General features: G+C 39.7%; 24 protein-coding genes and 1 other annotated feature. Of the genes, 16 read left to right on the top strand and 8 right to left on the bottom strand.

Annotated features, from left to right (window positions below; genetic code table 11):
- Positions 1–241: 241 nt before the first annotated feature.
- The 5 genes from ILS93_RS11455 to leuS all read left to right on the top strand — a co-directional run bounded on the left by ILS93_RS11455 (position 242) and on the right by leuS (position 6,899).
- Positions 242–808: a tyrosine-type recombinase/integrase gene (locus ILS93_RS11455; protein WP_064474516.1), complete on the top strand. Its 567-nt coding sequence runs from the start codon at positions 242–244 to the stop codon at positions 806–808.
- Positions 809–842: 34 nt separating this feature from the next.
- Entirely contained in the window at positions 843–1,340 is a 498-nt protein-coding gene (locus ILS93_RS11450; RefSeq protein ID WP_048540799.1) for a cation:proton antiporter regulatory subunit, read from the top strand.
- Between the two features lie 3 nt (positions 1,341–1,343).
- The gene (locus ILS93_RS11445; RefSeq protein ID WP_048540797.1) at positions 1,344–2,567 is read left to right on the top strand and encodes a cation:proton antiporter; all 1,224 of its coding nucleotides are present in this window, start codon (positions 1,344–1,346) and stop codon (positions 2,565–2,567) included.
- Between the two features lie 256 nt (positions 2,568–2,823).
- Complete coding sequence (locus tag ILS93_RS11440; protein WP_064474517.1) at positions 2,824–4,017, top strand: MDR family MFS transporter; 1,194 nt, start codon at positions 2,824–2,826, stop codon at positions 4,015–4,017.
- Between the two features lie 188 nt (positions 4,018–4,205).
- Positions 4,206–4,425, top strand: a binding site (T-box leader).
- A 65-nt stretch (positions 4,426–4,490) separates the two neighbouring features.
- Positions 4,491–6,899, top strand: a complete 2,409-nt coding sequence (gene leuS, locus ILS93_RS11435; RefSeq protein WP_064474518.1) for a leucine--tRNA ligase — start codon at positions 4,491–4,493, stop codon at positions 6,897–6,899.
- Positions 6,900–6,925: 26 nt separating this feature from the next.
- Here the strand turns inward: leuS and ILS93_RS11430 are convergent, their stop codons facing one another.
- A complete protein-coding gene (locus ILS93_RS11430; RefSeq protein ID WP_064474519.1) occupies positions 6,926–7,354 on the bottom strand; it encodes a GNAT family N-acetyltransferase in 429 nt (142 codons plus the stop codon).
- Positions 7,355–7,503: 149 nt separating this feature from the next.
- On the opposite strand from ILS93_RS11430, the gene ILS93_RS11425 reads away from it, so the two are divergent.
- A complete protein-coding gene (locus ILS93_RS11425; RefSeq protein ID WP_222660468.1) occupies positions 7,504–8,478 on the top strand; it encodes a hypothetical protein in 975 nt (324 codons plus the stop codon).
- Positions 8,479–8,522: 44 nt separating this feature from the next.
- Here the strand turns inward: ILS93_RS11425 and ILS93_RS11420 are convergent, their stop codons facing one another.
- The 5 genes from ILS93_RS11420 to ILS93_RS11400 all read right to left on the bottom strand — a co-directional run bounded on the left by ILS93_RS11420 (position 8,523) and on the right by ILS93_RS11400 (position 13,503).
- Complete coding sequence (locus tag ILS93_RS11420; protein WP_048562049.1) at positions 8,523–8,945, bottom strand: pyrophosphohydrolase domain-containing protein; 423 nt, start codon at positions 8,943–8,945, stop codon at positions 8,523–8,525.
- Positions 8,946–9,132: 187 nt separating this feature from the next.
- Positions 9,133–9,318 carry a hypothetical protein gene (locus tag ILS93_RS11415; RefSeq protein WP_000038782.1) on the bottom strand — a complete coding sequence of 62 codons (186 nt, stop codon included), beginning with the start codon at positions 9,316–9,318 and terminating at the stop codon, positions 9,133–9,135.
- A 90-nt stretch (positions 9,319–9,408) separates the two neighbouring features.
- Positions 9,409–10,488 (bottom strand): Ger(x)C family spore germination protein, encoded by a 1,080-nt coding sequence (locus ILS93_RS11410; RefSeq protein ID WP_088047661.1) that lies wholly within the window; start codon positions 10,486–10,488, stop codon positions 9,409–9,411.
- The gene (locus tag ILS93_RS11405; protein WP_222660465.1) at positions 10,464–11,558 is read right to left on the bottom strand and encodes a spore germination protein; all 1,095 of its coding nucleotides are present in this window, start codon (positions 11,556–11,558) and stop codon (positions 10,464–10,466) included. Before ILS93_RS11405 ends, ILS93_RS11410 begins: the two co-directional genes overlap by 25 nt.
- 16 nt (positions 11,559–11,574) lie before the next feature.
- Positions 11,575–13,503 (bottom strand): spore germination protein, encoded by a 1,929-nt coding sequence (locus ILS93_RS11400; protein ID WP_222660463.1) that lies wholly within the window; start codon positions 13,501–13,503, stop codon positions 11,575–11,577.
- A gap of 152 nt (positions 13,504–13,655) precedes the next feature.
- Between ILS93_RS11400 and ILS93_RS11395 the strand changes: the two genes are divergently transcribed.
- Entirely contained in the window at positions 13,656–14,780 is a 1,125-nt protein-coding gene (locus tag ILS93_RS11395) for a homoserine O-acetyltransferase family protein (protein WP_064474523.1), read from the top strand.
- Positions 14,781–14,829: 49 nt separating this feature from the next.
- Here ILS93_RS11395 and ILS93_RS11390 read toward each other — a convergent pair whose 3' ends face one another.
- Positions 14,830–15,012, bottom strand: a complete 183-nt coding sequence (locus ILS93_RS11390) for a hypothetical protein (RefSeq protein WP_000171896.1) — start codon at positions 15,010–15,012, stop codon at positions 14,830–14,832.
- 199 nt (positions 15,013–15,211) lie between these two features.
- Here ILS93_RS11390 and ILS93_RS11385 point away from each other — a divergent pair, with 199 nt between their 5' ends.
- The 6 genes from ILS93_RS11385 to ILS93_RS11360 all read left to right on the top strand — a co-directional run bounded on the left by ILS93_RS11385 (position 15,212) and on the right by ILS93_RS11360 (position 21,421).
- A complete protein-coding gene (locus tag ILS93_RS11385) occupies positions 15,212–15,517 on the top strand; it encodes a rhodanese-like domain-containing protein (RefSeq protein WP_064474524.1) in 306 nt (101 codons plus the stop codon).
- 76 nt (positions 15,518–15,593) lie between these two features.
- Positions 15,594–15,818 carry a spore germination protein gene (locus ILS93_RS11380; RefSeq protein WP_064474525.1) on the top strand — a complete coding sequence of 75 codons (225 nt, stop codon included), beginning with the start codon at positions 15,594–15,596 and terminating at the stop codon, positions 15,816–15,818.
- A gap of 20 nt (positions 15,819–15,838) precedes the next feature.
- Entirely contained in the window at positions 15,839–16,162 is a 324-nt protein-coding gene (locus ILS93_RS11375) for a hypothetical protein (protein ID WP_064474526.1), read from the top strand.
- A gap of 118 nt (positions 16,163–16,280) precedes the next feature.
- On the top strand, positions 16,281–19,145 hold the full coding sequence (locus ILS93_RS11370; RefSeq protein ID WP_222660461.1) for a BclA-related collagen-like exosporium protein: 2,865 nt from the start codon (positions 16,281–16,283) through the stop codon (positions 19,143–19,145).
- 232 nt (positions 19,146–19,377) lie between these two features.
- Positions 19,378–20,391 carry a GTP 3',8-cyclase MoaA gene (gene moaA, locus ILS93_RS11365; RefSeq protein ID WP_064474528.1) on the top strand — a complete coding sequence of 338 codons (1,014 nt, stop codon included), beginning with the start codon at positions 19,378–19,380 and terminating at the stop codon, positions 20,389–20,391.
- A 16-nt stretch (positions 20,392–20,407) separates the two neighbouring features.
- Positions 20,408–21,421 (top strand): molybdopterin-synthase adenylyltransferase MoeB, encoded by a 1,014-nt coding sequence (locus ILS93_RS11360; RefSeq protein ID WP_064474529.1) that lies wholly within the window; start codon positions 20,408–20,410, stop codon positions 21,419–21,421.
- 37 nt (positions 21,422–21,458) lie between these two features.
- Here ILS93_RS11360 and moaC read toward each other — a convergent pair whose 3' ends face one another.
- On the bottom strand, positions 21,459–21,944 hold the full coding sequence (gene moaC / locus ILS93_RS11355) for a cyclic pyranopterin monophosphate synthase MoaC (protein ID WP_000094144.1): 486 nt from the start codon (positions 21,942–21,944) through the stop codon (positions 21,459–21,461).
- A gap of 83 nt (positions 21,945–22,027) precedes the next feature.
- Between moaC and ILS93_RS11350 the strand changes: the two genes are divergently transcribed.
- From ILS93_RS11350 to moaE, 3 genes are read left to right on the top strand one after another with little or no spacing between them, the layout of a single operon-like run.
- Entirely contained in the window at positions 22,028–23,317 is a 1,290-nt protein-coding gene (locus ILS93_RS11350; RefSeq protein WP_064474530.1) for a molybdopterin molybdotransferase MoeA, read from the top strand.
- On the top strand, positions 23,287–23,802 hold the full coding sequence (mobB, locus tag ILS93_RS11345) for a molybdopterin-guanine dinucleotide biosynthesis protein B (protein ID WP_064474531.1): 516 nt from the start codon (positions 23,287–23,289) through the stop codon (positions 23,800–23,802). The genes ILS93_RS11350 and mobB overlap by 31 nt, the downstream gene beginning before the upstream one ends.
- Positions 23,799–24,263: a molybdopterin synthase catalytic subunit MoaE gene (moaE, locus tag ILS93_RS11340; RefSeq protein ID WP_000185929.1), complete on the top strand. Its 465-nt coding sequence runs from the start codon at positions 23,799–23,801 to the stop codon at positions 24,261–24,263. The genes mobB and moaE overlap by 4 nt, the downstream gene beginning before the upstream one ends.
- The last annotated feature ends 2 nt before the right edge of the window (positions 24,264–24,265 follow it).

The raw sequence follows: 24,265 nt of genomic DNA, 5'->3' as shown, positions 1-24,265 counted from the left end.
TATGAGTATCAGCAACCGAAAAGTGAAAGGAGGAATCCGATCTATAGGAAGAAGCTGAATTTGTACCCCCTATTTTTTCTACCCACACCGTATTTGTACAATCATAAATTTCCAAATGAAAAATTGTCGTAAGAGTATATTGTGAAAATAATGGATAATACATGGAAATCTCATAGCATGATAAGGTAAAATGGACAGGATAATGAGAAAATTACCGTTCATAAGATGAGGAGATACATGTATGGAAGTTGTAGAGGCATTAAAAGATATAAGCCAAATTGAGGATATGAAAAAGTATTTAAAAGAGCACTCGCAGCGAGATTATCTTTTATTTGTTATTGGGATCAACACTGGATTAAAGATTACTGAGCTACTTAGTATGAAATTTGAAGAGGTATTAAATGAAGATGGAACTGTTAAAGAGTTTTATTCTCTTCCTGTAAAAGATGAAAAATTTAAACAAGATATTTATTTAAATACAAAAGTAAAAGAAGCCCTTTTAGAGTACGCACAATCTATTGATGCTCGAAGAGAAAACTACGTATTTCAATCTAATAAAACGACAAATTCAATCTCACGCCAACAAGCGTATCGTGTTATCCATAGCGCAGCTGAAGCGGTTGGGATTGTTGGAAAGATTGGAACGAACTCAATGAGAAAAACATTTGGATTTCATGCGTACAAAAGAGGAATAGCGATTGCGCTATTGCAAAAGCATTTTCATCACGCGACTCCATCAGAGACGCTCAAGTATTTAGGAATCTCAAAAGATGAGAAGTTTAAAACAGAGATTGATGTAGATTTGTAAAAGCCGTAACTAAAAAATTTAGGAGGCGGAAAATATGAATATTAGAGAGAGTGAACTACCGGGTATTGGTTGTAAGTTTGAAGTAATCACAAAAGGTAATGAAAAAATGGTTATCGTTATTCATGATGATGGCCGAAGAGAAATGTATCATTTTGATGCGGATCACGATGAGAGTATTTCAAGCATTTCTCTTCGTGATTCTGAAGCGAGACAAATTGCGGCTATATTAGGCGGAATGGTATATAGGCCGCAAGCGCTAGACACAATTGAGATGGCTTTTGAAGGATTATCAATTGAATGGTTTAAGGTGGAGAATCATGCACCAGTAGTACAACAAACAATTGGTAGCTTACATGTCAGAAAAACATATAACGTAACGATTATTGCTATTTTGAAAAAGAATATGAAGAAATTCTTTAATCCAGGTCCAGACTCTATTATTGAAGCTGGCGATATGCTCGTATTATCGGGTGAAAGACATGAAGTGAAAAGAATTATTAATGAATTGCTTTCAGCAGGAGGTGATTCCTAATCGATGGATACTTTAATCTTTGAAGTTGGAACTGCGTTAGTATTAGTAGCTTTTGCAGCTATCCTCGCTGCGAAGTTAAAGTTCTCGATTATTCCGTTTCTCATTATACTCGGTATGTTAGTGGGGCCTCATGCCCCAGATTTAGGACTTATCGATTTAAGGTTTATTGAAAGCGGAGAAGTTATTTCCTTCCTAGGCCGTGTTGGCGTCATATTCCTCTTATTCTATTTAGGTTTAGAATTCTCAATAAAAAAATTAATTAAATCAGGAAAGTCGATTGCTTTTGGGGGTAGTGTTCATATATCGCTTAATTTCATATTAGGTTTACTTTATGGATATGTTATGGGCTTCCCTTTATTAGAAACGTTAATTATTGCTGGAATCATTACAATTTCATCGAGTGCAATTGTTGCGAAAGTAATTGTTGATTTAAGAAGATCTGGTAATAAAGAGACTGAATTAATATTAGGAATCATTATGTTTGATGATATCTTTTTAGCTGTATATTTATCAGTCGTTTCAGGGTTAGTACTCGGTGGTGCAACATCATTTGTAGGTGCTCTTACATCGGTGTTAATCGCGGTAGGGTATATGCTACTATTCTTTGTAATCGCTAGAAAAGCTACGCCGTTTCTAAATAAAGTATTAGATATTTCGTCAAATGAAATTTTTATTATTGTAATATTCGCTATTTTATTCTTTGTAGCAGGATTTTCAGAAACGATTCATGTTGCTGAGGCAATTGGAGCATTATTGTTAGGACTCGTCTTTTCTGAAACAGAGCATAGTGATCGGATTGAGCATCTCGTCGTTCCGTTTCGTGACTTCTTTGGAGCCATATTCTTTTTCAGTTTCGGTTTAAGTATAGATCCGTTTTCACTTGGAGGAGCAGTGTGGTTGGCATTAGGAGCAGTTTTCATTACGCTCATCGGTAATTTTACAGCTGGAATGATGGCGGGACGTAAAGCCGGGTTATCGCATAAGGCTTCTACGAATATTGGTTTAACACTCGTATCACGCGGAGAGTTCTCCATTATTGTAGCCAATATCGGCATTGCGGGTGGTTTAATGGCAACGATTAAACCGTTCTCTGCACTGTACGTTTTAATATTAGCATCGTTAGGACCGTTATTAACGAAAGAGTCTTGGAGAATATATTCCTTACTAGATAAAATCTTTAAATGGAGTGCGAAAGAACGTGCGAAGCGAGAAAAAGAAGTTGGATAGTATACAAAAAGGGAGACTGCATGAACGTCATGCAGTCTCCCTTTTTGATATATTGTTGTTGATGTCGTTTTTTTTCGGTAAGTCGATAGATTCCCAAAATCACTGATATATTTTTAAGTGACAATTTATATAATTTCATTTACCGAAAAACCATTATCTGAATTTCATCAACTATTAATCAGTTGCCTTCCTATTTAAAAACGACTACAATTTTACTGTTATAGATGAACGAAAAAATAGAATAGGAGGGGAGACTATGCCAAGGAAAGTATGGCTATTAGTAGCTGGGATGATTATTAATGTCACGGGTGCTTCTTTTTTATGGCCTTTTAATACAATTTATTTGCATGATCACCTAGGGAAATCTTTATCTGTGGCCGGAATGGTATTAATGATCAACTCGCTTACTGGTGTAATCGGAAACTTGCTCGGCGGTGTTTTATTTGATAAATGGGGCGGTTATAAATCAATTTTATTAGGGATTATTATTACACTCGTATCGATTTTAGGTCTTGTGTTCTTCCACGGTTGGCCGTTATATGTTGTGTGGCTAGCATTAATCGGCTTTGGTTCTGGAATGGTCTTCCCATCGATGTATGCGATGGTCGGTACGGTTTGGCCAGAGGGCGGAAGACGAGCATTTAATGCGATGTATGTTGGACAAAACGTTGGTATTGCGATCGGAACAGCGTGCGGTGGTTTAGTTGCATCTTACCGTTTTGATTATATTTTCTTAGCTAATTTTATTTTATACTTTGTTTTCTTCTTAATTGCTTTTATTGGATTCCGTGGTATGGAAGACAAGAAAGAGCCAGGAGTGCAAAAAGAAGTCGAAACGAAAAAAGGCTGGACACTTACACCTGGATTCAAAGCACTTCTTATCGTATGTGTAGCATATGCTTTATGCTGGGTTACATATGTACAGTGGCAAGGGGCAATTGCAACACATATGCAGGAATTAAATATTAGCCTCCGCCATTATAGTTTATTATGGACGATAAACGGAGCGATGATTGTTTGTGCGCAGCCACTAGTTAGTATGCTAATTCGCTGGATGAAGCGTTCTTTAAAACAACAAATTATGATTGGAATCGTCATTTTTGCGGCGTCATTCATTGTATTAAGTCAAGCGCAGCAATTTACGATGTTCCTCGTTGCGATGGTAACATTAACAATTGGTGAGTTATTTGTATGGCCAGCAGTTCCGACCATTGCAAATATACTTGCGCCAAAAGATAAGTTAGGATTTTATCAAGGCGTTGTAAATAGCGCAGCGACTGTAGGGAAAATGTTCGGACCGGTCGTTGGCGGAGCAATTGTTGATTTATACAATATGGAAGTATTGTTTATAGCAATCATGGTAATGCTTGTAGTAGCGATTATTGCAACGAGTATGTATGATAAACGAGTAAAAGTAGAAGAAACAGTTGAAGAAAAAATTGCAGTTTAGTTTGACGGAACATGTAACATGTTTTAGAATATATTTAAATAAAACAACCTTTGGAACAAGGGAGATAGCTCGGCTGTCCTAAGACTAATTCGTTAGTTATGAAGAGTAACGATTAACCGAGAAGCCTTAGCTTCAAGTAAGCTCTTTAGAGATACGAAGTGATGGGTAGTTCACATTAACTTATATTTGTAATAACAGTGAGAAGGAGTAGTAGTAATAGAAGCTGGTTTAGAGAGTTGACGGTCGGTGCAAGTCAATCCACGTTTCGTTATGAACTCGCCTTTGAGTTGCAGTTGTGAAACTAATAGTAGCAATTGCCGTTAATCCACGTTACGGATCTAAGCGAATGTATATTTGTACATTAATTTAGGGTGGTACCGCGGGAATCTATAACCTCTCGTCCCTTTCTAGGGATGAGAGGTTTTTTGTATTTTGGGCGGTGAAAATAAATAGAATTTCAAGGAGGGTATCTCATGAGCTTTAATCATCAAAATATTGAGAAGAAGTGGCAAGGGTACTGGGAAGAGAATAAAACATTCCGTACGCCAGATGAGACAGAAAAACCAAAATTTTATGCACTAGATATGTTCCCATATCCATCAGGTGCAGGCCTACACGTAGGACATCCAGAAGGTTATACAGCGACAGATATTTTATCTCGTATGAAGCGTATGCAAGGATATAACGTTCTTCATCCAATGGGATGGGATGCATTCGGTCTTCCAGCAGAGCAATATGCACTTGATACTGGAAACAGCCCGGCAGAATTTACAGAGCTTAATATTAATACGTTCCGTAATCAAATTAAAGCATTAGGTTTCTCTTACGATTGGGATCGTGAAGTAAATACAACAGATCCAAACTACTACAAGTGGACACAATGGATCTTCCTAAAACTATTTGAAAAAGGCTTAGCTTACGTTGATGAAGTACCTGTAAACTGGTGCCCAGCACTTGGTACAGTACTTGCAAATGAAGAAATCATTGACGGTAAGAGTGAGCGCGGTGGACATCCAGTTGAGCGTCGTCCGATGAGACAGTGGATGTTAAAAATTACAGCTTACGGAGATCGTCTATTAGAGGATCTAGATGAGCTTGATTGGCCAGAAAGCTTAAAAGATATGCAACGTAACTGGATCGGTCGTTCTGAAGGTGCAGAAGTACACTTCAACATCGATGGTACAGACGAGAAATTCACAGTTTTCACAACGCGTCCTGATACACTATTTGGTGCGAGCTACTGTGTACTTGCTCCAGAGCATGCGCTTGTTGCAGACATTACAACAGCAGAGCAAAAAGAAGCTGTAGAAGCTTACATTAACTCTGTTAAAATGAAGAGCGATTTAGAGCGTACAGAACTTGCGAAAGAGAAAACTGGTGTATTCACTGGTGCTTACGCAGTTAATCCAGTAAACGGTGAGAAATTACCAATCTGGATCGCTGATTACGTTCTTGCAACTTACGGAACAGGTGCTGTAATGGCAGTTCCAGCTCACGATGAGCGTGATTATGAATTCGCATCAGTATTCAATCTTCCAATGAAGGAAGTTGTAAAAGGCGGAGACATTACGAAAGAAGCATACACAGGTGATGGTGCACACGTAAACTCAGCATTCCTTGATGGTTTAAATAAAGAAGAAGCAATCGTAAAAATGATTGAATGGCTTGAAGTAACGAGCGCAGGAAATCAAAAAGTAACGTACCGTCTACGTGACTGGTTATTCAGCCGTCAACGTTACTGGGGTGAGCCAATTCCAGTAATCCACTGGGAAGATGGCACAATGACAGCTGTGAAAGAAGAAGAATTACCATTAGTTCTTCCGAAAACAGAAAACATCCGTCCTTCAGGTACAGGTGAATCACCACTTGCTAACATTGAAGAGTGGGTAAACGTTGTTGATCCTGAAACTGGTAAAAAAGGTCGTCGTGAAACGAATACAATGCCACAATGGGCTGGTAGCTGCTGGTATTACCTACGTTACATCGATCCAAACAATAGCGAAGCACTTGTAGATCCTGAAAAAGTAAAACAATGGCTTCCAGTTGATATTTATATCGGCGGAGCAGAGCACGCTGTACTTCACTTACTATATGCTCGTTTCTGGCATAAAGTATTATATGATATCGGTGTAGTTCCAACGAAAGAGCCGTTCCAACAATTATTCAACCAAGGTATGATTCTAGGTGAAAACAACGAGAAAATGAGTAAATCAAAAGGTAACGTTGTAAACCCTGATGATATCGTAGCAAGCCATGGTGCAGATACACTTCGTCTATACGAAATGTTCATGGGACCGTTAGATGCTTCGATTGCTTGGTCTGAAAATGGTCTTGACGGAGCTCGTCGTTTCCTAGACCGCGTATGGCGTCTATTCGTTCAAGATAATGGTGAATTAAGTGAGAAAATTACTGATGCACCAAATAAAGAGCTTGAAAAAGCTTACCACCAAACAGTGAAGAAAGTAACAGAAGACTATGCAGAGCTTCGCTTCAACACAGCGATTTCTCAAATGATGGTATTCATTAACGATGCATATAAAGCTGAAACACTTCCGAAAGAATATGTAGAAGGTTTCGTAAAAATGATTGCACCAGTTGCACCTCACATCGGGGAAGAACTATGGAGCAAACTTGGATACAATGAAACAATCACATATGCAAGCTGGCCAACATTTGATGAGTCTAAACTTGTAGAAGATGAAGTTGAAATCGTTGTTCAAATTATGGGTAAAGTTCGCGCAAAACTAACAATGAGTAAAGACGCATCAAAAGAAGAAATGGAACAACTTGCACTTGAAGCAATTCAAGACCAAATTGAAGGGAAAACAGTTCGTAAAGTAATTGTTGTTCCTGGAAAACTTGTTAACGTTGTTGCAAACTAATGTATTTTTAAAAAAGCTCAGAGCATCTATGCTCTGAGCTTTTTTGTGTAGAAAATAATTTCAGGATCTCCTTCATCTAAATTTTCAACTATTCCACTACGTACAAATCCATTCGTACTAAAAACTTTCTGCATACTATCGTTTGATTCGTTTGTCGAAGAAAAGATTTTTTGAGTAGGAGAATGACTTAACATATATGAGATTAACGAGCTTGCATAGCCGTGCCTTCTTTTCGCTGGCGAAACGATGATTAATGAGAGGAAAGTACAATCAAAGAAATTTGTATCGTATGTTAGAAAACCAGAGATAGAATTGTTCTCTTTTACAATGATGCATCTGCCCTCATTGATAGTATGTTTAATATAATCTCGTCTACTATCATCTCCGATTACATCAATATCTATATGTAAGATTGCATCTAAGTCATTGATAGAAGCCTTTGTTACGTTTTTCAATGGAAATACCTCCTAAAAAAATATTCAGTTAATTAATTTTAGCATGAAAGAAGAAAAAGGAGCGGAATTCCCATACAGACAAACACCTATTTTTCTATAGGAAATATGATAAAAAAGGTAGGCTAAATTGAGTAGAAGAGGTGAAAGGAATGAAAGGGATGGACAATAATGCACCACATGGTTTCTTCGGAGGCGAATCGGACAGTTATACACAAATGATGTTAATGGGAGGAGCTGGCCAACAAGGGTACGGTGGAATTCCGAGCTGGATGGGAGGGGCTGGCCAACAAGGATACGGTGGAATTCCGAGCTGGATGGGTGGAGCAGCAGGAGGATTCCCAACATCGGTAGCTGGCATGCAAACTGGAATGCCTACATCAATGGGGGGATTTTCGACATCAGGGGCTGGAATGCCTACAGTAACAGGAGGATTTCCGACATCAGTAGCTGGCGTACAGACAGGATTTCCAGTAGGAGCACCAACTACATTTCCTTCTTTCGTTGGAGGAGTGCAGACCGGATTTCCGGTACCGGGAGTAGGTGTTGTAGCTGGAGGAATAGGTGGGTATCCGCAAGTTGTTCACGGTCATCATGGACATCACCACCATCAAGGTCAACACGGTCATCATGGACACCATCATCACCAAGGCCAACATGGCCATCATGGACACCATCATCACCAAGGTCAACACGGTCATCATGGACACCATCATCACCAAGGTCAACACGGTCATCATGGACACCATCATCATCAAGGCCAACACGGTCACCATGGTCATCAACAACAAGTACATCACCACGGTCACCACCACATTCATCCGCAAGCTGTTCTTTATCAAACGCACCAAGGCCAGCACGGTCATCAAGGTCATCACGGTCATCATGATCAGCACGGTCACCATGGTCATCAACAACAAGTACATCACCACGGTCAGCACGGTCATCAAGGTCAACACGGTCACCAAGGCCAACACGGTCACCAAGGCCAGCAGGGTCAACAACACCCACAATATCAACAACAGCAACAATCTTCTCCTTGGGCAGGTGGAATTGGAACGGGAGCAGCAGCAGGAGCAGCTAGCATTAGTGGAGCAGCAGGACACGCGGGACACGTGGGTCATTAATGAATCGCAGGAAAAAAGACATAATAAAAAACTGCTAGGAAATCCTAGCAGTTTTTTTCAGCTTCTTTGCGCTGACGTTCGATTTCAGCACGAAGTTGTGGTTCTGGTGCTTGCCAGCCTTCTGGTTTTAGAATTTTGCCGTCACCTTCACGGAATCGAGGTTTTCCATCAGGGAATAGTTTTGCCATGTTTGCGTTATTTACAATTTCGAATCCTTTATCAGGACGTACGCCCATTTCGGCAAACGTTCCGAATGCAAAGTAAATAAGGTCAATTAGTGCATCATATTGATCTTCAACAGTCGTCGCTTCTAGAAATTCTTCTAGCTCTTCTTGCATAAAACTTGCACGGATTTTTGCACGCTCTTCTGTTAGTTTTGTTGGAGTATTTGTCACAGGATGTCCGAACTCTTCATGCATTTTTGCAACAAGTTCGTACCCTTTATCTAAACCTTTTTCGTTTGTCATGTTGTTTCATCCTTTCTCGCTTTGTCCGAATCTCATTGTAACATAGGGTGATTATGAAATGAAAAGGGACTGTTCAAAAGTTTCATCTTTTAGTTAAGATAGCGATAGTGAAAGATTATATCGACTTAATGACAAAACCCGTTAAAAAGAAAGTCATCCCGCAATACTCTTGGGACAGCCCTGCTCGTTATTTTTCTTCTTTTATTAAAATGGATAAAATAAGATCGATGCCAAACATACCAACGAGCAACATTGGTATAACGACAAGTAAATAACGTGTGAAGGAAACATTTTTTAAGTATGTATGAGCAAATAAAAAGACGCCGAGAAATAAAATACCATTTAAAATAGGCTTTACTAATTTTTTAGACATAAGCTCCCCCATAAATATCTTCTCTCTCTATCTAAAATAAAAACTCCTCTATCCGTTGTATCATGCTGGAGAGAGGAGTTCAATCATTTCTCATTCGATTACACCAGAATTTGTAATATTAACGGTGTATTTTACTTTAATTGGCACATCTTTGTACATTTTTCGCCACTCTTCTAATTTAAATGGACGATAATGTTGTCTATATTTTGCTCCAAGTCCAAGAGGGTCAACATTTAAGGATTTAAACTGTTTAATTAGTTTTGTAGCTTTTGCATCTAACTGTTTCTCAACCGCTTTCGCTATTTTTTGCGTGTTCTTTTTATTTTCTAAGTTGAATTTTCGAGATAATTCTTGAATACGAGCTTCCATTTTCACATGAATATAGAAAGACGGTTTTCCATTTTTTATAGTTACTTCGTAGGTAGGAACGGAACGGATGTTATTAATCATTGCATAGCCAGGATTGGTTTTAAATTCATGTGAATCTAGGCGGTGCTTTTCTAGCAGTCCTTTGAAAACAAACATATCGTGGTACTTAATTGTGCCGACTAACTTATCCTTTTTCAAGAGACCGATACCAGTAATCTTTATTTTATCTCCATGTTTTTTTAGGATAGGCATATAGGAATCCTGTCCTTCACGGTAGTACCTGAAGGCGCCTAAATACAAATTGTCAGTTGGCAAAGGCCCAGTGTCCATATTATGTTCTAACATTTTTTTTATATAAATCGCAACATTGTAAGAGGTACTATATTTTCCTTTAAATAGTTCAGTACCACTGCCTTCTAATAGTCCAACATACAGTGAGTTACCAATATTCACATCTCGAATCAATGTATCAAAGGAAGTTGATAATCCTTTTTTAGCAATCTTTGTTGTGAATAAGGCAACACGCATTTGACCGCTTGCGAACGGTTGCGAAGATTCTAAAGATGTATCTGCCTTTACTTGTTTTACTGCGTTTCCTGTTCCTTCATAGACTTGAACTTTATTTCCCTTTTTTTGTACGGGGCAAACGAATGTAACTTTTACTTTATTATCTTTTGCTGTATCGAAGGCAGTTCCTTGAATGAGCTGAACATCATCAATAATATTTTTTTGTAAACAACCAGTTAGACTGAAGACACTGATGCAAATAAGAAGTATTAATTTTCTTTTGATTTTTTCCATTGTTTTTTCACCCACACAATAATAAATAGAATTGGGATGTATACATAGATAAGCCAAAAACTAACTTTAGATACATTGCTAATAAAATCATTAATATCATGCCTGTTCGTTAGAAGTTGTGAAACAACTAAGGTGATAAGCATAAATGCGATTAAAATACCTCGTTGCTTCAGACGAAAGATTTCATGCGTTCCTCTAGTTGCGGCCCATAAAGGTAGGATAAAGCTGGTAATAATAACGAGAGCATAACCAGAAATAGCAATATACTCAAGTCGCTCAATAAAAGGAAGCTTAATAACTTGTGTCATGGACAGTTGAGACCAGATTGTTTTGAGTAGTTGTTTTTCGCTAAAGAATGTAAAAGCGAGAATGGTACTAAACAAATATAGAATATTGGAAAATAATGCCCCGTATTGTGCGAATTTATGGGATTTCTCTGGCTCTTTAACAAATGGATAAATCATCAGGAAAATTTCAAATCCTGTCATGCTATAAATAGATAGTTGAGCTGCTTTCAAAATATCGGTAAAAGAATGTGAAAATATTGGAAGTAAGTTATCCCAATGTGAGAATTTTAAAATGAAAAGGCTTAGAAAAAGATAACCTAATGTCCCACCAACAGAAATAACACAAATTCCTGCAATAACGCGAAAACCTGATGAAATAATGTAATAACTTATTAAACATAAAAAGAATGTGAGCATCCAGGTGGATGCACTAGGAAACATCCACACTTGAATGATTTCGACATAAGTTCTAACAACAGAAATGCTTACAATAAAAAAATAAATCATAAAAAGGATACTAATACCATTTCCAATCCATTTTCCAAAAAGTTGTTTGTGTAAATCAATTAAGTTTCCCTCTACATTTTTTAATGAATAATACATCATCCAGATGAGAATATGAATAATGATTCCTGTGAGGAGAACCCCCATCCAGCCGTCGTATCCAGCAGCTTTTGCAATAATTCGAGCGAACCCGAGAACACCAGCACCAAACTGTGCACTGTGAATTAAGAAGAAAACAAAGATAGGAGATATTTGATATTTTTCTTGAACTTTACTCATCAATGCACCTCATTTCTTACTCATCGAAGTCTGATCTATGTTTTGTTGAAATTCCTTTTGCTGCTTTTTTTACATGTTGTGGTCTTGCTTGTACATCTCTTGTATCAATCATTGTTAAAGGAAAACGAATCCAAGAATCCTTAACGGATTGTTGTCTTGTCGGATAAAACAAAGCGTACGGTTTACGTAAGGAAGTAAGCCTGAATAGATGAGTAAATAAAAAGATAAATCCAAGAGAAATCCCGAAGAGCCCTCCTATTTCTGCGAATGCTAGAAACGGAAAACGTAGTAATCGAACTGCATTACCCATTTTATAAATAGGTGTAATAAAGGAAGCAAGTGCTGATAAGGCAACGATAATTAATAAAATGTTACTCGTTAAACCAGCTTGTACAGATGCTTGTCCGATTACGATACCCCCTACAATACCGAGTGTTTGACCAACTTTCATCGGTAACCTCGCGCCAGCCTCTCTTAATAAATCGATTGCGAGTTCTAAAAAGAGTGCTTCAATTAAAGGTGGGAACGGTACTTGCGCCCTTGATAAAATCAAAGTTTCAAGTAAATCACTCGGAATGAGTTCATAATGATAATTTAAAACTGCAACATATAAAGGTGTAGCACAGATTGAAAATAGAACAGCGATAAGGCGTAAAATGCGTGAAAATGTAGCGTATAACCAAGAGACGTTATAGTCTTCTGGTGAAATGAAAAAATCGAAATAGGATACAGGTGTTAGTAAAACGCTTGGAGAACCATCCACAAAAATAGCAATTTTCCCATCAATGAGTGCTTTTGTCACTCTATCAGTACGTTCTGTATTGATATAGAGAGGGAAAATCGACTTTTCACCCATTAGTTCTTGTATATAAGCACTATCATTAATTTGATCATATTCAAGAGCACGTAATGACTCCTCGAGAAAATCTACATTATCTTTTTCGGCGAGGTTGTCTAAATACATCATGACAACTTTCGTTTTGGAAAATTCGCCGACAATCATTTCTTTTGTTTGTAAATCTAAAACAGGAAGGCGTTTTCGTACTAAATTAATATTCGTATCAATAGCTTCTACAAAGCCTTCTTGTGGACCGATAACTGTTGATTCATTTAATGGAGGGCTTGGTGCCCGGTAAGTATCAATTGCAATGTTTGCAAGCATACACTTTTGATCTTGCTGATTCAATTGAATAATCGCATGTCCCTTTAAAACCATGTCCTCAATTTTTTGTAAGTCGTTCGTAATTGTAATACCACTCATCGGAATATGTTCTTTTAGCTCTTCTAATGAAGTACAAGGTCGTTCTAACAGAATAGGCATTAAATATTTCTGTAATTTCTCTCCATCAAGTGAAGGACGATAGTAAGAAATCCAATAAGGCATCGTTTCATCATCAGATGTGTGATAATTAACAAAATCACTAGACTGTTTAAGCTTTGCTATTAAATCTTGTAGAGAATGAATACGGTCTTTTTCTGGTTTCGTAAAATCATAAATACTATTATTTCCAGAGTTTTGCTGTTTATCTTGAGATGAGTTATCTTGCTTAGAGCTTTGCTGTTGATCTTGGGCCGAGTTGTCTTGTTTAGAATTTTGTTGCTGATTCTGATCCGAGTCGTTTTGCTTAGAGTGTTGTTGCTGATTCTGATCGGAGTCGTTTTGTTTAGAGTGTTGCTGATTCTGATCGGAGTCGTTTTGTTTAGAGTGTTGTTGATTCTGATTCGAGTCGTCTTGTTTAGAATTTTGTTGTTGCTGCGGATCCTGAGAAGGCTCTTTGTGTTCCTCTTTTTTTTGTTCGCTATTGCTATCTTTATTATGTTTCATACTTCTAGTCTGTTCTTTGTTATCATCCTCTTGATTGTTAGGCTGTTGCTCCGAGTTATCTGTTTCGTTTTTCTCTGTCGTATTTGATTTTTTTTTCTTACGTAGCCAATTCCAGATCATATGTATGCCCTCTTTGATTGTGTAATATAGTGCTATTTTGTGGCTAATTTTGTATATTATTCATTTATTTATGAAAAGAAGGAGGAGAATGGTTTGCATAGAAAAAATCCTTTAGTAAGCAGTTCATACTATGACGGGAAGAGGGCGAGTCTGTGCAATTTGTAAAAAAAGAAAAATTTGTTTTAAGAGAGTTTACGTTTGAAAATGGTAGGGGAATTCCTGTTCAAATGGGGTATGAGACGTATGGTACTTTAAATAGAGAAAGGTCAAATGCAATTTTGGTATGCCATTATTTTAGTGCAACGAGTCACGCGGCAGGAAAATATACAGCGCATGATGGGGAGTCTGGTTGGTGGGATGGTTTAATTGGGCCGGGAAAAGCAATTGATACAAATAAATATTTTGTTATATGCACTGATAATCTTTGTAATGTGCAGGTGAAGAACCCTTATGTGTTTACAACGGGACCGAAATCGATTCATCCGAAAACTGGAGATGAATATGCGATGGATTTTCCGGTTTTTACATTTCTTGATGTAGCTCGTATGCAATATGAGTTAATAAAAGATATGGGAATCTCAAGGTTACATGCTGTAATGGGACCGTCAGCTGGTGGGATGATTGCGCAGCAATGGGCTGTTCATTATCCTCATATGGTAGAGCGGATGATTGGTGTTATTACGAACCCGCAAAATCCAATTATTACGTCGGTAAATGTAGCACAAAATGCAATTGAGGCTATTCAACTGGATCCAAGTTGGAAGGGCGGAAAATATGGAGAAGAGCAGCCAATGAAGGGACTTCATTTAGCAAATAGAATGATGTTTATGAACGCATTTGATGAGCATTTTTATGAAACAACATTCCCTCGTAATAGTATAGAAGTAGAACCTTATGAAAAGTTTTCGATATTAACATCATTTGAGAAAGAAATAAATAAAGTGACATATAGAAGTATAGAGTTAGTAGATGCAAATTCGTGGATATACACTGCGAAAGCAGTTTTATTACATGATATTGCGCATGGATTTTCGTCTTTAGAAGAGGCACTGTCTAACATAGAAGCAAATGTACTTATGATTCCGTGCAAACAAGATTTGCTTCAGCCGTCACGTTATAATTATAAAATGGTAGACATTTTGCAAAAACAAGGGAAGTATGCGGAAGTGTATGAGATAGAAAGTATAAATGGGCATATGGCGGGAGCATTTGATATTCATTTATTTGAAAAGAAAGTTTATGAATTTTTAAATCGGAAAGTATCTAGTTTGGTGTAGAGAATAAATGGTGTGAAAAAGGTGCGATGTATGTAGTAGGCACCTTTTTTTACATGATTTGTAGACGGAAAATATAAGTGGCAATTGCTATACCGAAGAATGCGATACTAAGCAATAGAAATAAGAATGACATTTCTTGTGGTGATTTTATCTTTTTATTATTCTTCATACTAAGTGCAATAATTGCGGCGATTAAGAAAATGATGCCCGTAATGAAAAGAAAAAGTGTCATTTTCATTGGCTCCTTTCATAAAACAAGTATATTGAGGATACAATGCACGAGTTATGTTTGTAAAGAATAAGTTTTGCAGGAAAATTGAGAAATAAAATTTCCAATCTTTGCGTTCTTTCTTTCGCATGCTAAAATTGATGAGAAATGGTTGTTTAAAGAAGAGATTAAAGGTTTTATTGTATATAAGGAGGAACGACATATGACAGAAGTTAAAATAATTACTACAGAAGAAGTGCAAGAGCGTTTAGAAAGTGGAGAAACGTTATTTTTAGTAGACGTAAGGGAAGATGAAGAAGTAGCAGCAGGGAAAATTCCAGAAGCTGTACATATTAAAATGGGTGATATCCCAAATAAAGTAGATTTCTTTGATAAAGAGAATGAATATATCTTTATTTGTCGCTCGGGAATGCGCAGTGAAAATGTATGCCATTATTTAAATGAGCAAGGATTTAAAACAATGAACATGGTTGGCGGTATGCTTCAATATGAAGGTGAAACGAAATAAGTAGCTAAAAAACTTGAAACGTGTTTGTTTCAAGTTTTTTTCTTTTGCATACAGTGTACAAAAGGGGGATAGGTAAATGGGGATTAACTTGCGGAAAGTAAAAATTATTAATAATACAGGGGCTGTTAATGTTGGTGACTGTTATGATATCTCACCTTTAGCTGTAGCGAAAATATATGCAGGTGCTGGAGGATCGAGTGCAGCTATTTTTTTAAATGGGAAAAGACAGTCAGAAGCAGTGATTAGAACATCAGTGTTTCTTCCGCCATTAGCAACGAGTACACGTACATTAGGTTCATAGAGGAAAGGTAGAGTGTAATTATGCCTGCTCGTATAAAAGAGTTTATTATTGTGAATAACACTGGGAATATATTTACCGGTGATAATTTGAGTGATACGTCCTTTACTGCTACGAAATCGTATAGTGGTTCAATGGGGTGTACTTGGATTGATGTTGTTACAGTAATAGGAACGGAGACAAAGCTTTGTTTACAGCCTGGAGATTCGGTGACGACAACATATACACGAGGTACTCCGGCTGGTACTGTAACAGGAACAAATATGGGGCAAGGTACAAATGTATCGGGTATAGCACAAGCCGTCCCAAATACAGATAATTTGGATTCAACTGCTGGACTCCCTTAAAGAATTAAGGGAGTTTTTATTATTTCAAATAAAAATAGTCTTGGAGATTGTTTTTGTAAATACACATTAAGAAGAGGTTTGTTTAATGTAAAAAAGATAGTGTGTAGGTGGTGAAAGTGTGAGAGAGCGCGATAAACAAAATTCATTAAACTCTAATTTCAGAATTTCACCAAATCTTATTGGGCCTACCTTTCCTCCCGTTCCAACGGGATTTACTGGTATTGGGATTACTGGTCCAACCGGCCCGCAAGGTCCGACTGGACCACAAGGACCAAGGGGATTTCAAGGTCCGATGGGAGAGAGGGGCCCGACAGGACCTCAAGGAGTGCAAGGGATTCAAGGGCCAGTTGGACCAATGGGGGCAACAGGACCAGAAGGACAGCAGGGGCCACAAGGATTGAGGGGACCAAAAGGAGAAACGGGAGCGACAGGACCAGAAGGAGTGCAAGGGTTACAAGGTCCGATTGGTCCGACCGGAGCGACTGGGGCACAAGGTATACAGGGGATACAGGGGTTACAGGGACCGATTGGAGCTACCGGGCCAGAGGGACCTCAAGGAATTCAAGGAGTGCAAGGGTTACCGGGAGCAACAGGTCCACAAGGAATACAAGGAGCGCAAGGGATACAAGGCCCACAAGGACCGAGTGGAAGTGCGGGGACAACAGGAGCAACTGGTCAAGGGGTTACAGGCCCAACTGGAATAACAGGTCCAACAGGGATAACGGGTCCATCTGGAGGACCACCAGGTCCGACAGGGGCAACTGGTGCGACAGGTCCAGGAGGTGGACCGAGTGGAAGTACAGGTGCGACGGGAGCAACGGGAAATACAGGGGTAACAGGAAGTACAGGTGTAACTGGAGTAACGGGAAATACAGGACCGACTGGAAGTACAGGAGAAACAGGAGTACAGGGATTGCAAGGAATACAAGGGGTTCAAGGGCAAATTGGACCAACAGGTCCAGAAGGTCCGCAAGGTATTCAAGGTATTCCGGGTCCGACGGGCATAACTGGTGAACAAGGAATACAAGGAGTTCAGGGAATTCAAGGGATAACAGGGGCAACTGGAGATCAAGGTCCGCAAGGTATACAGGGGGCTATTGGACCACAAGGTGTGACCGGAGCAACTGGTGATCAAGGTCCACAAGGAATTCAAGGGGTACCAGGTCCAACAGGAGAAACGGGACCACAAGGAGTTCAAGGGATTCAAGGCCCGATGGGTGAGATCGGACCAACAGGACCAGAAGGACCAGAAGGACTTCAAGGTCCGCAAGGAATACAAGGGGTGCCAGGACCAGCTGGAGCAACCGGTCCAGAGGGTCCGCAAGGTATACAGGGAATTCAAGGGCCAATAGGAGCAACCGGTCCAGAAGGTCAACAAGGAATTCAAGGAATTCAAGGGGTTCAAGGTGTAACAGGAGCAACAGGAGCACAAGGAGCAACTGGAATTCAAGGTGTACAAGGGAATATAGGTGCAACAGGTCCAGAGGGCCCGCAAGGAGTGCAAGGTACTCAAGGGGAAATAGGCCCAACAGGTCCAATGGGAGCACAGGGCGTGCAAGGTATTCAAGGAATTCAAGGTCCAACGGGTGCGCAAGGAGTGCAGGGGCCACAGGGAATTCAAGGGGGCCAAGGTCCGACGGGAGCAACAGGAGATACGGGCGTAACTGGTGCGACAGGGGAAGGAACTACAGGCCCAACTGGAGTAACCGGTCCAACAGGGGTAACTGGTCCTTCTGGAGGACCAGCAGGACCGAGTGGTCCAACGGGGCCATCAGGTCCGACGGGAGTGACAGGTCCATCCGGTGGACCACCTGGACCGACAGGAGCAACCGGGGAGACAGGAGCAACTGGAGATACCGGGGCGACAGGCTCAACTGGAGTGACAGGAGCGACAGGAGAAACAGGAGCAACTGGGGTGACGGGCTTACAGGGACCCCAAGGAATTCAAGGTGTGCAAGGAATCCAAGGTCCAACAGGCGGGCAAGGAGTGCAAGGGCCTCAAGGGATACAAGGAGTAACGGGAGCAACAGGAGATCAAGGTCCACAGGGAATCCAGGGTCCGCAAGGAATTCAAGGTCCAACCGGTCCACAAGGAATTCAAGGAGATCAAGGCCCCCAAGGAATCCAAGGTGTGACAGGGGCAACCGGAGCACAAGGTCCGCAGGGAATTCAGGGGATACAAGGGGTGCAAGGTCCGACTGGTCCACAAGGCCCAACCGGAATTCAAGGTGTTCAAGGAGAAATAGGGCCAACCGGTCCGCAAGGCGTGCAAGGATTGCAAGGTCCACAAGGCCCAACAGGGGATACTGGGGCAACCGGAGCACAAGGCCCGCAAGGAATTCAAGGAATTCAAGGTCCACAAGGCCCAACGGGATCCACTGGAGAAACCGGAGCGACAGGTCCTCAAGGGATTCAAGGCCCCCAAGGAATCCAAGGTCCAACGGGAGTAACAGGCTCCCAAGGCCCAACAGGGTCCACTGGTCCAACCGGTTCGCAAGGAATTCAAGGTCCAACAGGCCCAACTGGAGCGGGAGCAACCGGGGCCACGGGAGCAACGGGTGTGACCGGAGTTAGTACAACTGCAACGTACTTATTTGCAAATAATACATCAGGAAGTGCTATTTCTGTTCTGTTAGGTGGTACGAATGTACCGTTACCGAACAATCAAAATATTGGACCAGGGATCACTGTTAACGGTACGAATACTGTATTCACAGTTGCGAATGCAGGGAATTATTATATAGCTTATACAATTAATATAACGGCAGCTTTACTCGTAAGTTCACGTATAACTGTAAACGGGGTTCAACTTGCAGGAACCGTTAATTCACCAGCAGTAGCTACAGGTTCGTTTAATGCGACAATCATTGCTAATTTGCCTGCTGGAGCCGCTATTAGTCTGCAGTTATTTGGATTACTTGCAATAGCTACATTATCTACGACAACACCAGGAGCTACGCTAACTATTATTAGGTTAAGTTAATAGGGAGAAAACCTTGGGGCTTTTATGCTTCAAGGTTTTTTATCTCGCATTAATTGCCCGTAAAAGCCCGATTGGTGAGGGCTGATTAAAGTTTCACTTTATCTAGTTATTTGTAGGTAGTCTAATTGGTTAGGAAAGTTTCACTTTATTCACTTGAGCAAAAACATCGCAGTTCGAAAATATATTATAATAGAATGAAAAGAGAGAAATTTGGCAGAAAGGGAGGGTGGCGATGCAGGAGATGGTTACAGATTTTTTTGGACGCCCACTTCAAGATTTGCGCATATCTGTCATTGATCGTTGCAATTTTAGATGTACATATTGTATGCCAGCGGAAGTTTTTGGGCCAGATTATGCTTTTTTGAAAGATGAGTTTTTACTGACGTTTGATGAAATTGAACGTTTGGCAAAACTATTTGTTAGCATCGGTGTACGAAAAATTAGACTTACTGGTGGCGAGCCACTGCTGCGTAAAGATTTAACAAAACTTATTGCACGTCTCGTGAAAATTGAAGGGTTAGTAGATATAGGGTTAACGACAAATGCAATTCATTTAACGAAACAAGCAAAAGCATTAAAAAAAGCTGGATTACATAGAGTAAATGTTAGTTTAGATGCAATAGATGACGATGTATTTAAGGATATTAATGGCCGGAATATCAATACGAAACCTGTTATAAAGGGAATTATGGCTGCAAAAGAAGCTGGGCTTGATGTAAAGGTAAATATGGTTGTGAAAAAAGGAATGAACGACCATCAAGTACTTCCGATGGCTGCTTATTTTAAAGAGCAAGGAATCACACTTAGGTTTATTGAGTTTATGGATGTTGGTAGTACAAATGGATGGAACTTTGACCAAGTCGTTACAAAGCAAGAATTAATTGAAATGATTCATAGTGTGTATCCACTTGAGCCAGCTGAAGCGCATTATTTCGGTGAAGTTGCGAAGCGATATCGTTACGTTGGAACAAATGTCGAAGTCGGTTTTATTACTTCTGTTTCAGAGTCATTTTGTTCCTCTTGTACGAGAGCAAGAATTTCGGCAGATGGAAAGTTTTATACTTGCTTATTTGCGACAGAAGGATTGGATGTAAGGGAGCTTCTTAGAGGAAATCTTTCAGATGATGAGTTAGTAAGCGTTATACAAAATGTATGGATGAATAGAAAAGACAGGTATTCGGATGAACGGACAGAAGAAAGTGCAAAGAATCGTCCGAAAATTGAAATGTCTTATATAGGAGGATAAGAAAGGGGGCTATCGTATGCAGGAGCGATATTCAAGACAAATATTATTTTCTGGTGTTGGAGAAGAAGGACAGAGAAAAATTAGAGAGAAGCATGTGCTTATTATCGGCGCTGGTGCTCTCGGTGCAGCGAATGCAGAAGCAATTGTTAGAGCAGGTGTTGGCAAAATAACAATTGCGGATCGTGATTATGTAGAATGGAGTAATTTACAAAGACAACAATTATATACAGAAGAAGATGCAAAGCAATATAAACCAAAGGCGGTAGCAGCGGCGGAGCATTTAAAAGCGATTAATTCTGAGGTGGAAATAAACCCGGTTGTGACGGATGTAACAGTGCAAGAAATGGAAGCGTTAGTGAATGATGTAGATTTAATATTAGATGCGACAGATAATTTTGAAACACGTCTTCTTATTAATGATATTTCACAAAAGTATAATATTCCGTGGATATATGGTGGTTGTGTCGGAAGCTACGGAGTAACATATACAATTTTACCAGGAAAAACACCGTGTTTCCGCTGTTTAATGGAACATCCAGCGAGCGGGGCAACATGTGATACGGCGGGTATTATACAGCCGGCCGTGCAATTAGTAGTTGCACATCAAATAACGGAAGCGCTGAAAATATTAGTAGAAGACTATGGGGCGCTTCGCGAAACGATGTTATCGTTTGATCTTTGGAATAATCAACAGATGGCATTTAAAGTGAATAGGCAGAAAAAAGACACATGTTTATCTTGCGGAAGATTACGTACATATCCGAGTTTAACATTTGAAGCACAAACGAAAACAGAAGTGTTATGTGGCCGAAATACAGTACAAATCCGTCCAGGTGTGCGGAATGAATTTAATTTAGAAGAAATTAAAAAGCGCTTACAAAGAAGTGTGAATGTAAAAGCTACTCCGTATTTATTATCCTTTCCGGTGGAGGAATTTCGTTTTGTTTTATTTACAGATGGCAGGGCGTTTATTCATGGGACGAATGATATAAATGTAGCAAAACGCTTATATGCAAGATATATAGGTTGAACCTAAAGGGAGCCCTTTAGGTTCAACGGAGAGAAGATTAAGACTTTCTCGTATAATCTCCACTTTTTCCACCTGTTTTTTCAAATAAGTACGTTTCGCCAATAATCATACCTTTATCAACAGCTTTGCACATATCGTACACAGTAAGAGCTGTAGCGGAAGCAGCTGTTAAAGCTTCCATTTCAACACCGGTGCTACCTTCTGTTTTAACTTTTACTTCAATAAGTAATCGATATTGTTCTTCGGATTGTTTCCAATCGAAAGAAACGTCAACACCTTTTAATAATAAAGGATGGCACATTGGGATAATATCAGAAGTGCGTTTCGCAGCCATAATACCTGCGATTTGTGCAACTGCTAGTACGTCACCTTTCCCAATTTCATTGTGAGAGATTTTATCGTAAATTTCTTTTGTAACGACAATGCTAGAGCACGCAATTGCTGTTCGAACGGTTGCTTTTTTGTCACTTATATCAACCATCTTCGCGCGTCCTTGGTCATTAAAGTGTGTGAATGAAGACATGGAATTCCTCCTTGAAGTAATTTCTATTTAATATATAAAGTTTAATCGAGATAAAAAAAATTGCAAATATGGGGTGAGAAACGATGGTAGAAAAACGAATTCCGATTCAAGTTGCTGAGGCAGTAAAGAGAGTAATGGAATATACGAAGAATGGTGAAGTAGAAGAAGTTTCTATTGCGGAAAGTTACGGGAGAATTCTTGGAGAGGATGTTGTCTCTGATCATGACGTTCCTCATTTTGATCGGTCTCCTTACGATGGTTTCGCAATTCGAGCAGAAGATACGAAAGAAGCAAATCAAGAGAATGCGATTGAGTTTGAAGTAATAGGAGAAATCGGAGCAGGATCTGTTTTTTTAGATGAAGTAGCGCCTTTTAAAGCGGTTCGTATTATGACGGGAGCAGCTATTCCAGAGGGATGTAATGCAGTCGTAATGCTAGAGCTGACGGAGGGGTTTGAGAAGAACGGAAAAACATATATGAAGGTAAAGCGTCCTTTTCATAGTGGTGACAATGTGTCATTTAAAGGGGAAGATATAAAGCAAAATCAAGTTCTCGTTAAGAAAGGTGTTGCAATTAATCCAGGTGTTGCGGCCTTATTAGCGACGTTTGGATATAGTACTGTGAAAGTTGTAAAACAGCCTGTTGTTGGTATCGTGACGACAGGAAGTGAATTGTTAGAAGTACATGAGTCGTTACAGCCGGGGAAAATTAGAAACAGTAACTCTTATATGATTGCAGCTCAAATTATGAAAGCCGGAGGGAAAGTTCGTTATTATGGCCAACTTGCTGACGAGTTAGATGCATGCTTTGCAGCTGTTCAATCGGCGATGGATGAGGTTGATATTTTAATTACGACAGGCGGTGTGTCGGTAGGAGATTATGACTACTTGCCGGCCATTTATGAAAGATTACAAGCGAATGTACTCTTTAATAAAATAGCAATGAGACCAGGAAGTGTAACGACAGTAGCTGAAGTTGATGGGAAGTTACTTTTCGGTTTATCAGGGAATCCATCAGCTTGCTACGTAGGCTTTGAGTTATTTGTGCATCCGGTTATAAAAACATATTTGTATGTGAAAGAGCCTCACGTATATAGAGCTGATGCTATTTTGCAAAAAGATTTTCCAAAGCCAAATCCATTTACTCGTTTTGTAAGAGCAAAGGTAACAATCGCGGAAGGGGTATTACAAGCGATGCCGGTCGGTTTAGATAAATCGAGTGCGGTTTCTTCACTTGCCGATGCGAATGCTTTTATTGTGTTGCCTGGAGGAACGAGAGGATTTGAGGCAGGGATGAAAGTAACTGTATTGTTGTTAGAGCACGCCGAGGGATGTGATTGGCCATGGGAAAAACCCCTTCAATCTTACAAATAGTAGGGTATCAAAATAGCGGGAAAACAACGCTTGTTGAGAAAATAGTGCATGCGTTAGCTGAACAGAAAATGAAAGTTGCTGCCATTAAACATCACGGGCACGGAGGTTTTCCAGAAGTAGCGCAAAAAGATAGTGAAAGGCACCGAAAGGCTGGTGCTGTTGTCAGTAGTGTAGAAGGCGCTGGATTACTTTCACTGTCGTCATTAAGAGAGGAATGGTCCTTGCAAGAAATTATTCGCTTATATGAGTTTTTTGAAGTGGATACAATTTTAATAGAGGGCTATAAAAAAGAGAGCTATCCGAAAGTAGTGTTACTTCGTTCTGCGGAAGACGTTGAACTTTTACATAAAGTAGAAAATATAGTAGCGATTATTACGTGGCATGATGCTCCCGCAAACTTACGAGAAGAATATAAAGTATTTCATATAACAGAAGAAGAGTTGTATATAGACTGGTTTATACAAACGGTAAGGAGTACGAAATGACAAATACGTATTATGAAGTAATTGATACAGAAATCTCGATTGAAGAGGTAGCGAAGAAGGTTATTCGCCGCGAATGTGGTGCTGTTACAACATTTATTGGAACGGTTAGGGAGTTTACGAAAGGGCGTCGTACATTATACTTAGAATATGTCGCTTATAAAACGATGGCAGAAAAGATGCTAGAGAAAATTGGCTCAGAAGTGAAAGAGAAGTGGCCAGGTACACACGTTGCGATTACACATCGCATCGGTACACTGCAAATTTCTGATATCGCGGTTGTTGTTGCTGTTTCAACACCGCATCGTAAAGCGGCTTATGAGGCGAATGAATACATTATGGAACGCATAAAACAAATTGTTCCGATTTGGAAAAAGGAGTTTTGGGAAGATGGAGACTCATGGATTGGTGATCAATTAGAGAAAACACCATATCCGGCGGGAGAGCCTGGGAAGGAGCTATAAGT

This window comes from Bacillus sp. 16GRE42 (genome assembly GCF_019837435.1).
Taxonomy (GTDB): domain Bacteria; phylum Bacillota; class Bacilli; order Bacillales; family Bacillaceae_G; genus Bacillus_A; species Bacillus_A wiedmannii.
This window is presented reverse-complemented; position numbering and strand designations above follow the sequence as displayed.

Excerpts from the sequence above, each read along its gene's own strand:
- ILS93_RS11440 (WP_064474517.1), top strand. The coding sequence starts at position 2,824 with ATGCCAAGGAAAGTATGGCTATTAGTAGCTGGGATGATTATTAATGTC.
- ILS93_RS11390 (WP_000171896.1), bottom strand. The coding sequence starts at position 15,012 with ATGACACTTTTTCTTTTCATTACGGGCATCATTTTCTTAATCGCCGCA.
- ILS93_RS11415 (WP_000038782.1), bottom strand. The coding sequence starts at position 9,318 with ATGTCTAAAAAATTAGTAAAGCCTATTTTAAATGGTATTTTATTTCTC.
- ILS93_RS11385 (WP_064474524.1), top strand. The coding sequence starts at position 15,212 with ATGACAGAAGTTAAAATAATTACTACAGAAGAAGTGCAAGAGCGTTTA.
- ILS93_RS11350 (WP_064474530.1), top strand. The coding sequence starts at position 22,028 with ATGGTAGAAAAACGAATTCCGATTCAAGTTGCTGAGGCAGTAAAGAGA.
- ILS93_RS11405 (WP_222660465.1), bottom strand. The coding sequence starts at position 11,558 with ATGAGTAAAGTTCAAGAAAAATATCAAATATCTCCTATCTTTGTTTTC.
- ILS93_RS11450 (WP_048540799.1), top strand. The coding sequence starts at position 843 with ATGAATATTAGAGAGAGTGAACTACCGGGTATTGGTTGTAAGTTTGAA.
- ILS93_RS11380 (WP_064474525.1), top strand. The coding sequence starts at position 15,594 with ATGGGGATTAACTTGCGGAAAGTAAAAATTATTAATAATACAGGGGCT.
- ILS93_RS11400 (WP_222660463.1), bottom strand. The coding sequence starts at position 13,503 with ATGATCTGGAATTGGCTACGTAAGAAAAAAAAATCAAATACGACAGAG.
- ILS93_RS11375 (WP_064474526.1), top strand. The coding sequence starts at position 15,839 with ATGCCTGCTCGTATAAAAGAGTTTATTATTGTGAATAACACTGGGAAT.
- ILS93_RS11445 (WP_048540797.1), top strand. The coding sequence starts at position 1,344 with ATGGATACTTTAATCTTTGAAGTTGGAACTGCGTTAGTATTAGTAGCT.
- ILS93_RS11455 (WP_064474516.1), top strand. The coding sequence starts at position 242 with ATGGAAGTTGTAGAGGCATTAAAAGATATAAGCCAAATTGAGGATATG.
- moaC (WP_000094144.1), bottom strand. The coding sequence starts at position 21,944 with ATGTCTTCATTCACACACTTTAATGACCAAGGACGCGCGAAGATGGTT.
- ILS93_RS11360 (WP_064474529.1), top strand. The coding sequence starts at position 20,408 with ATGCAGGAGCGATATTCAAGACAAATATTATTTTCTGGTGTTGGAGAA.
- ILS93_RS11410 (WP_088047661.1), bottom strand. The coding sequence starts at position 10,488 with ATGGAAAAAATCAAAAGAAAATTAATACTTCTTATTTGCATCAGTGTC.
- moaE (WP_000185929.1), top strand. The coding sequence starts at position 23,799 with ATGACAAATACGTATTATGAAGTAATTGATACAGAAATCTCGATTGAA.
- ILS93_RS11425 (WP_222660468.1), top strand. The coding sequence starts at position 7,504 with ATGAAAGGGATGGACAATAATGCACCACATGGTTTCTTCGGAGGCGAA.
- leuS (WP_064474518.1), top strand. The coding sequence starts at position 4,491 with ATGAGCTTTAATCATCAAAATATTGAGAAGAAGTGGCAAGGGTACTGG.
- mobB (WP_064474531.1), top strand. The coding sequence starts at position 23,287 with ATGGGAAAAACCCCTTCAATCTTACAAATAGTAGGGTATCAAAATAGC.
- ILS93_RS11420 (WP_048562049.1), bottom strand. The coding sequence starts at position 8,945 with ATGACAAACGAAAAAGGTTTAGATAAAGGGTACGAACTTGTTGCAAAA.
- moaA (WP_064474528.1), top strand. The coding sequence starts at position 19,378 with ATGCAGGAGATGGTTACAGATTTTTTTGGACGCCCACTTCAAGATTTG.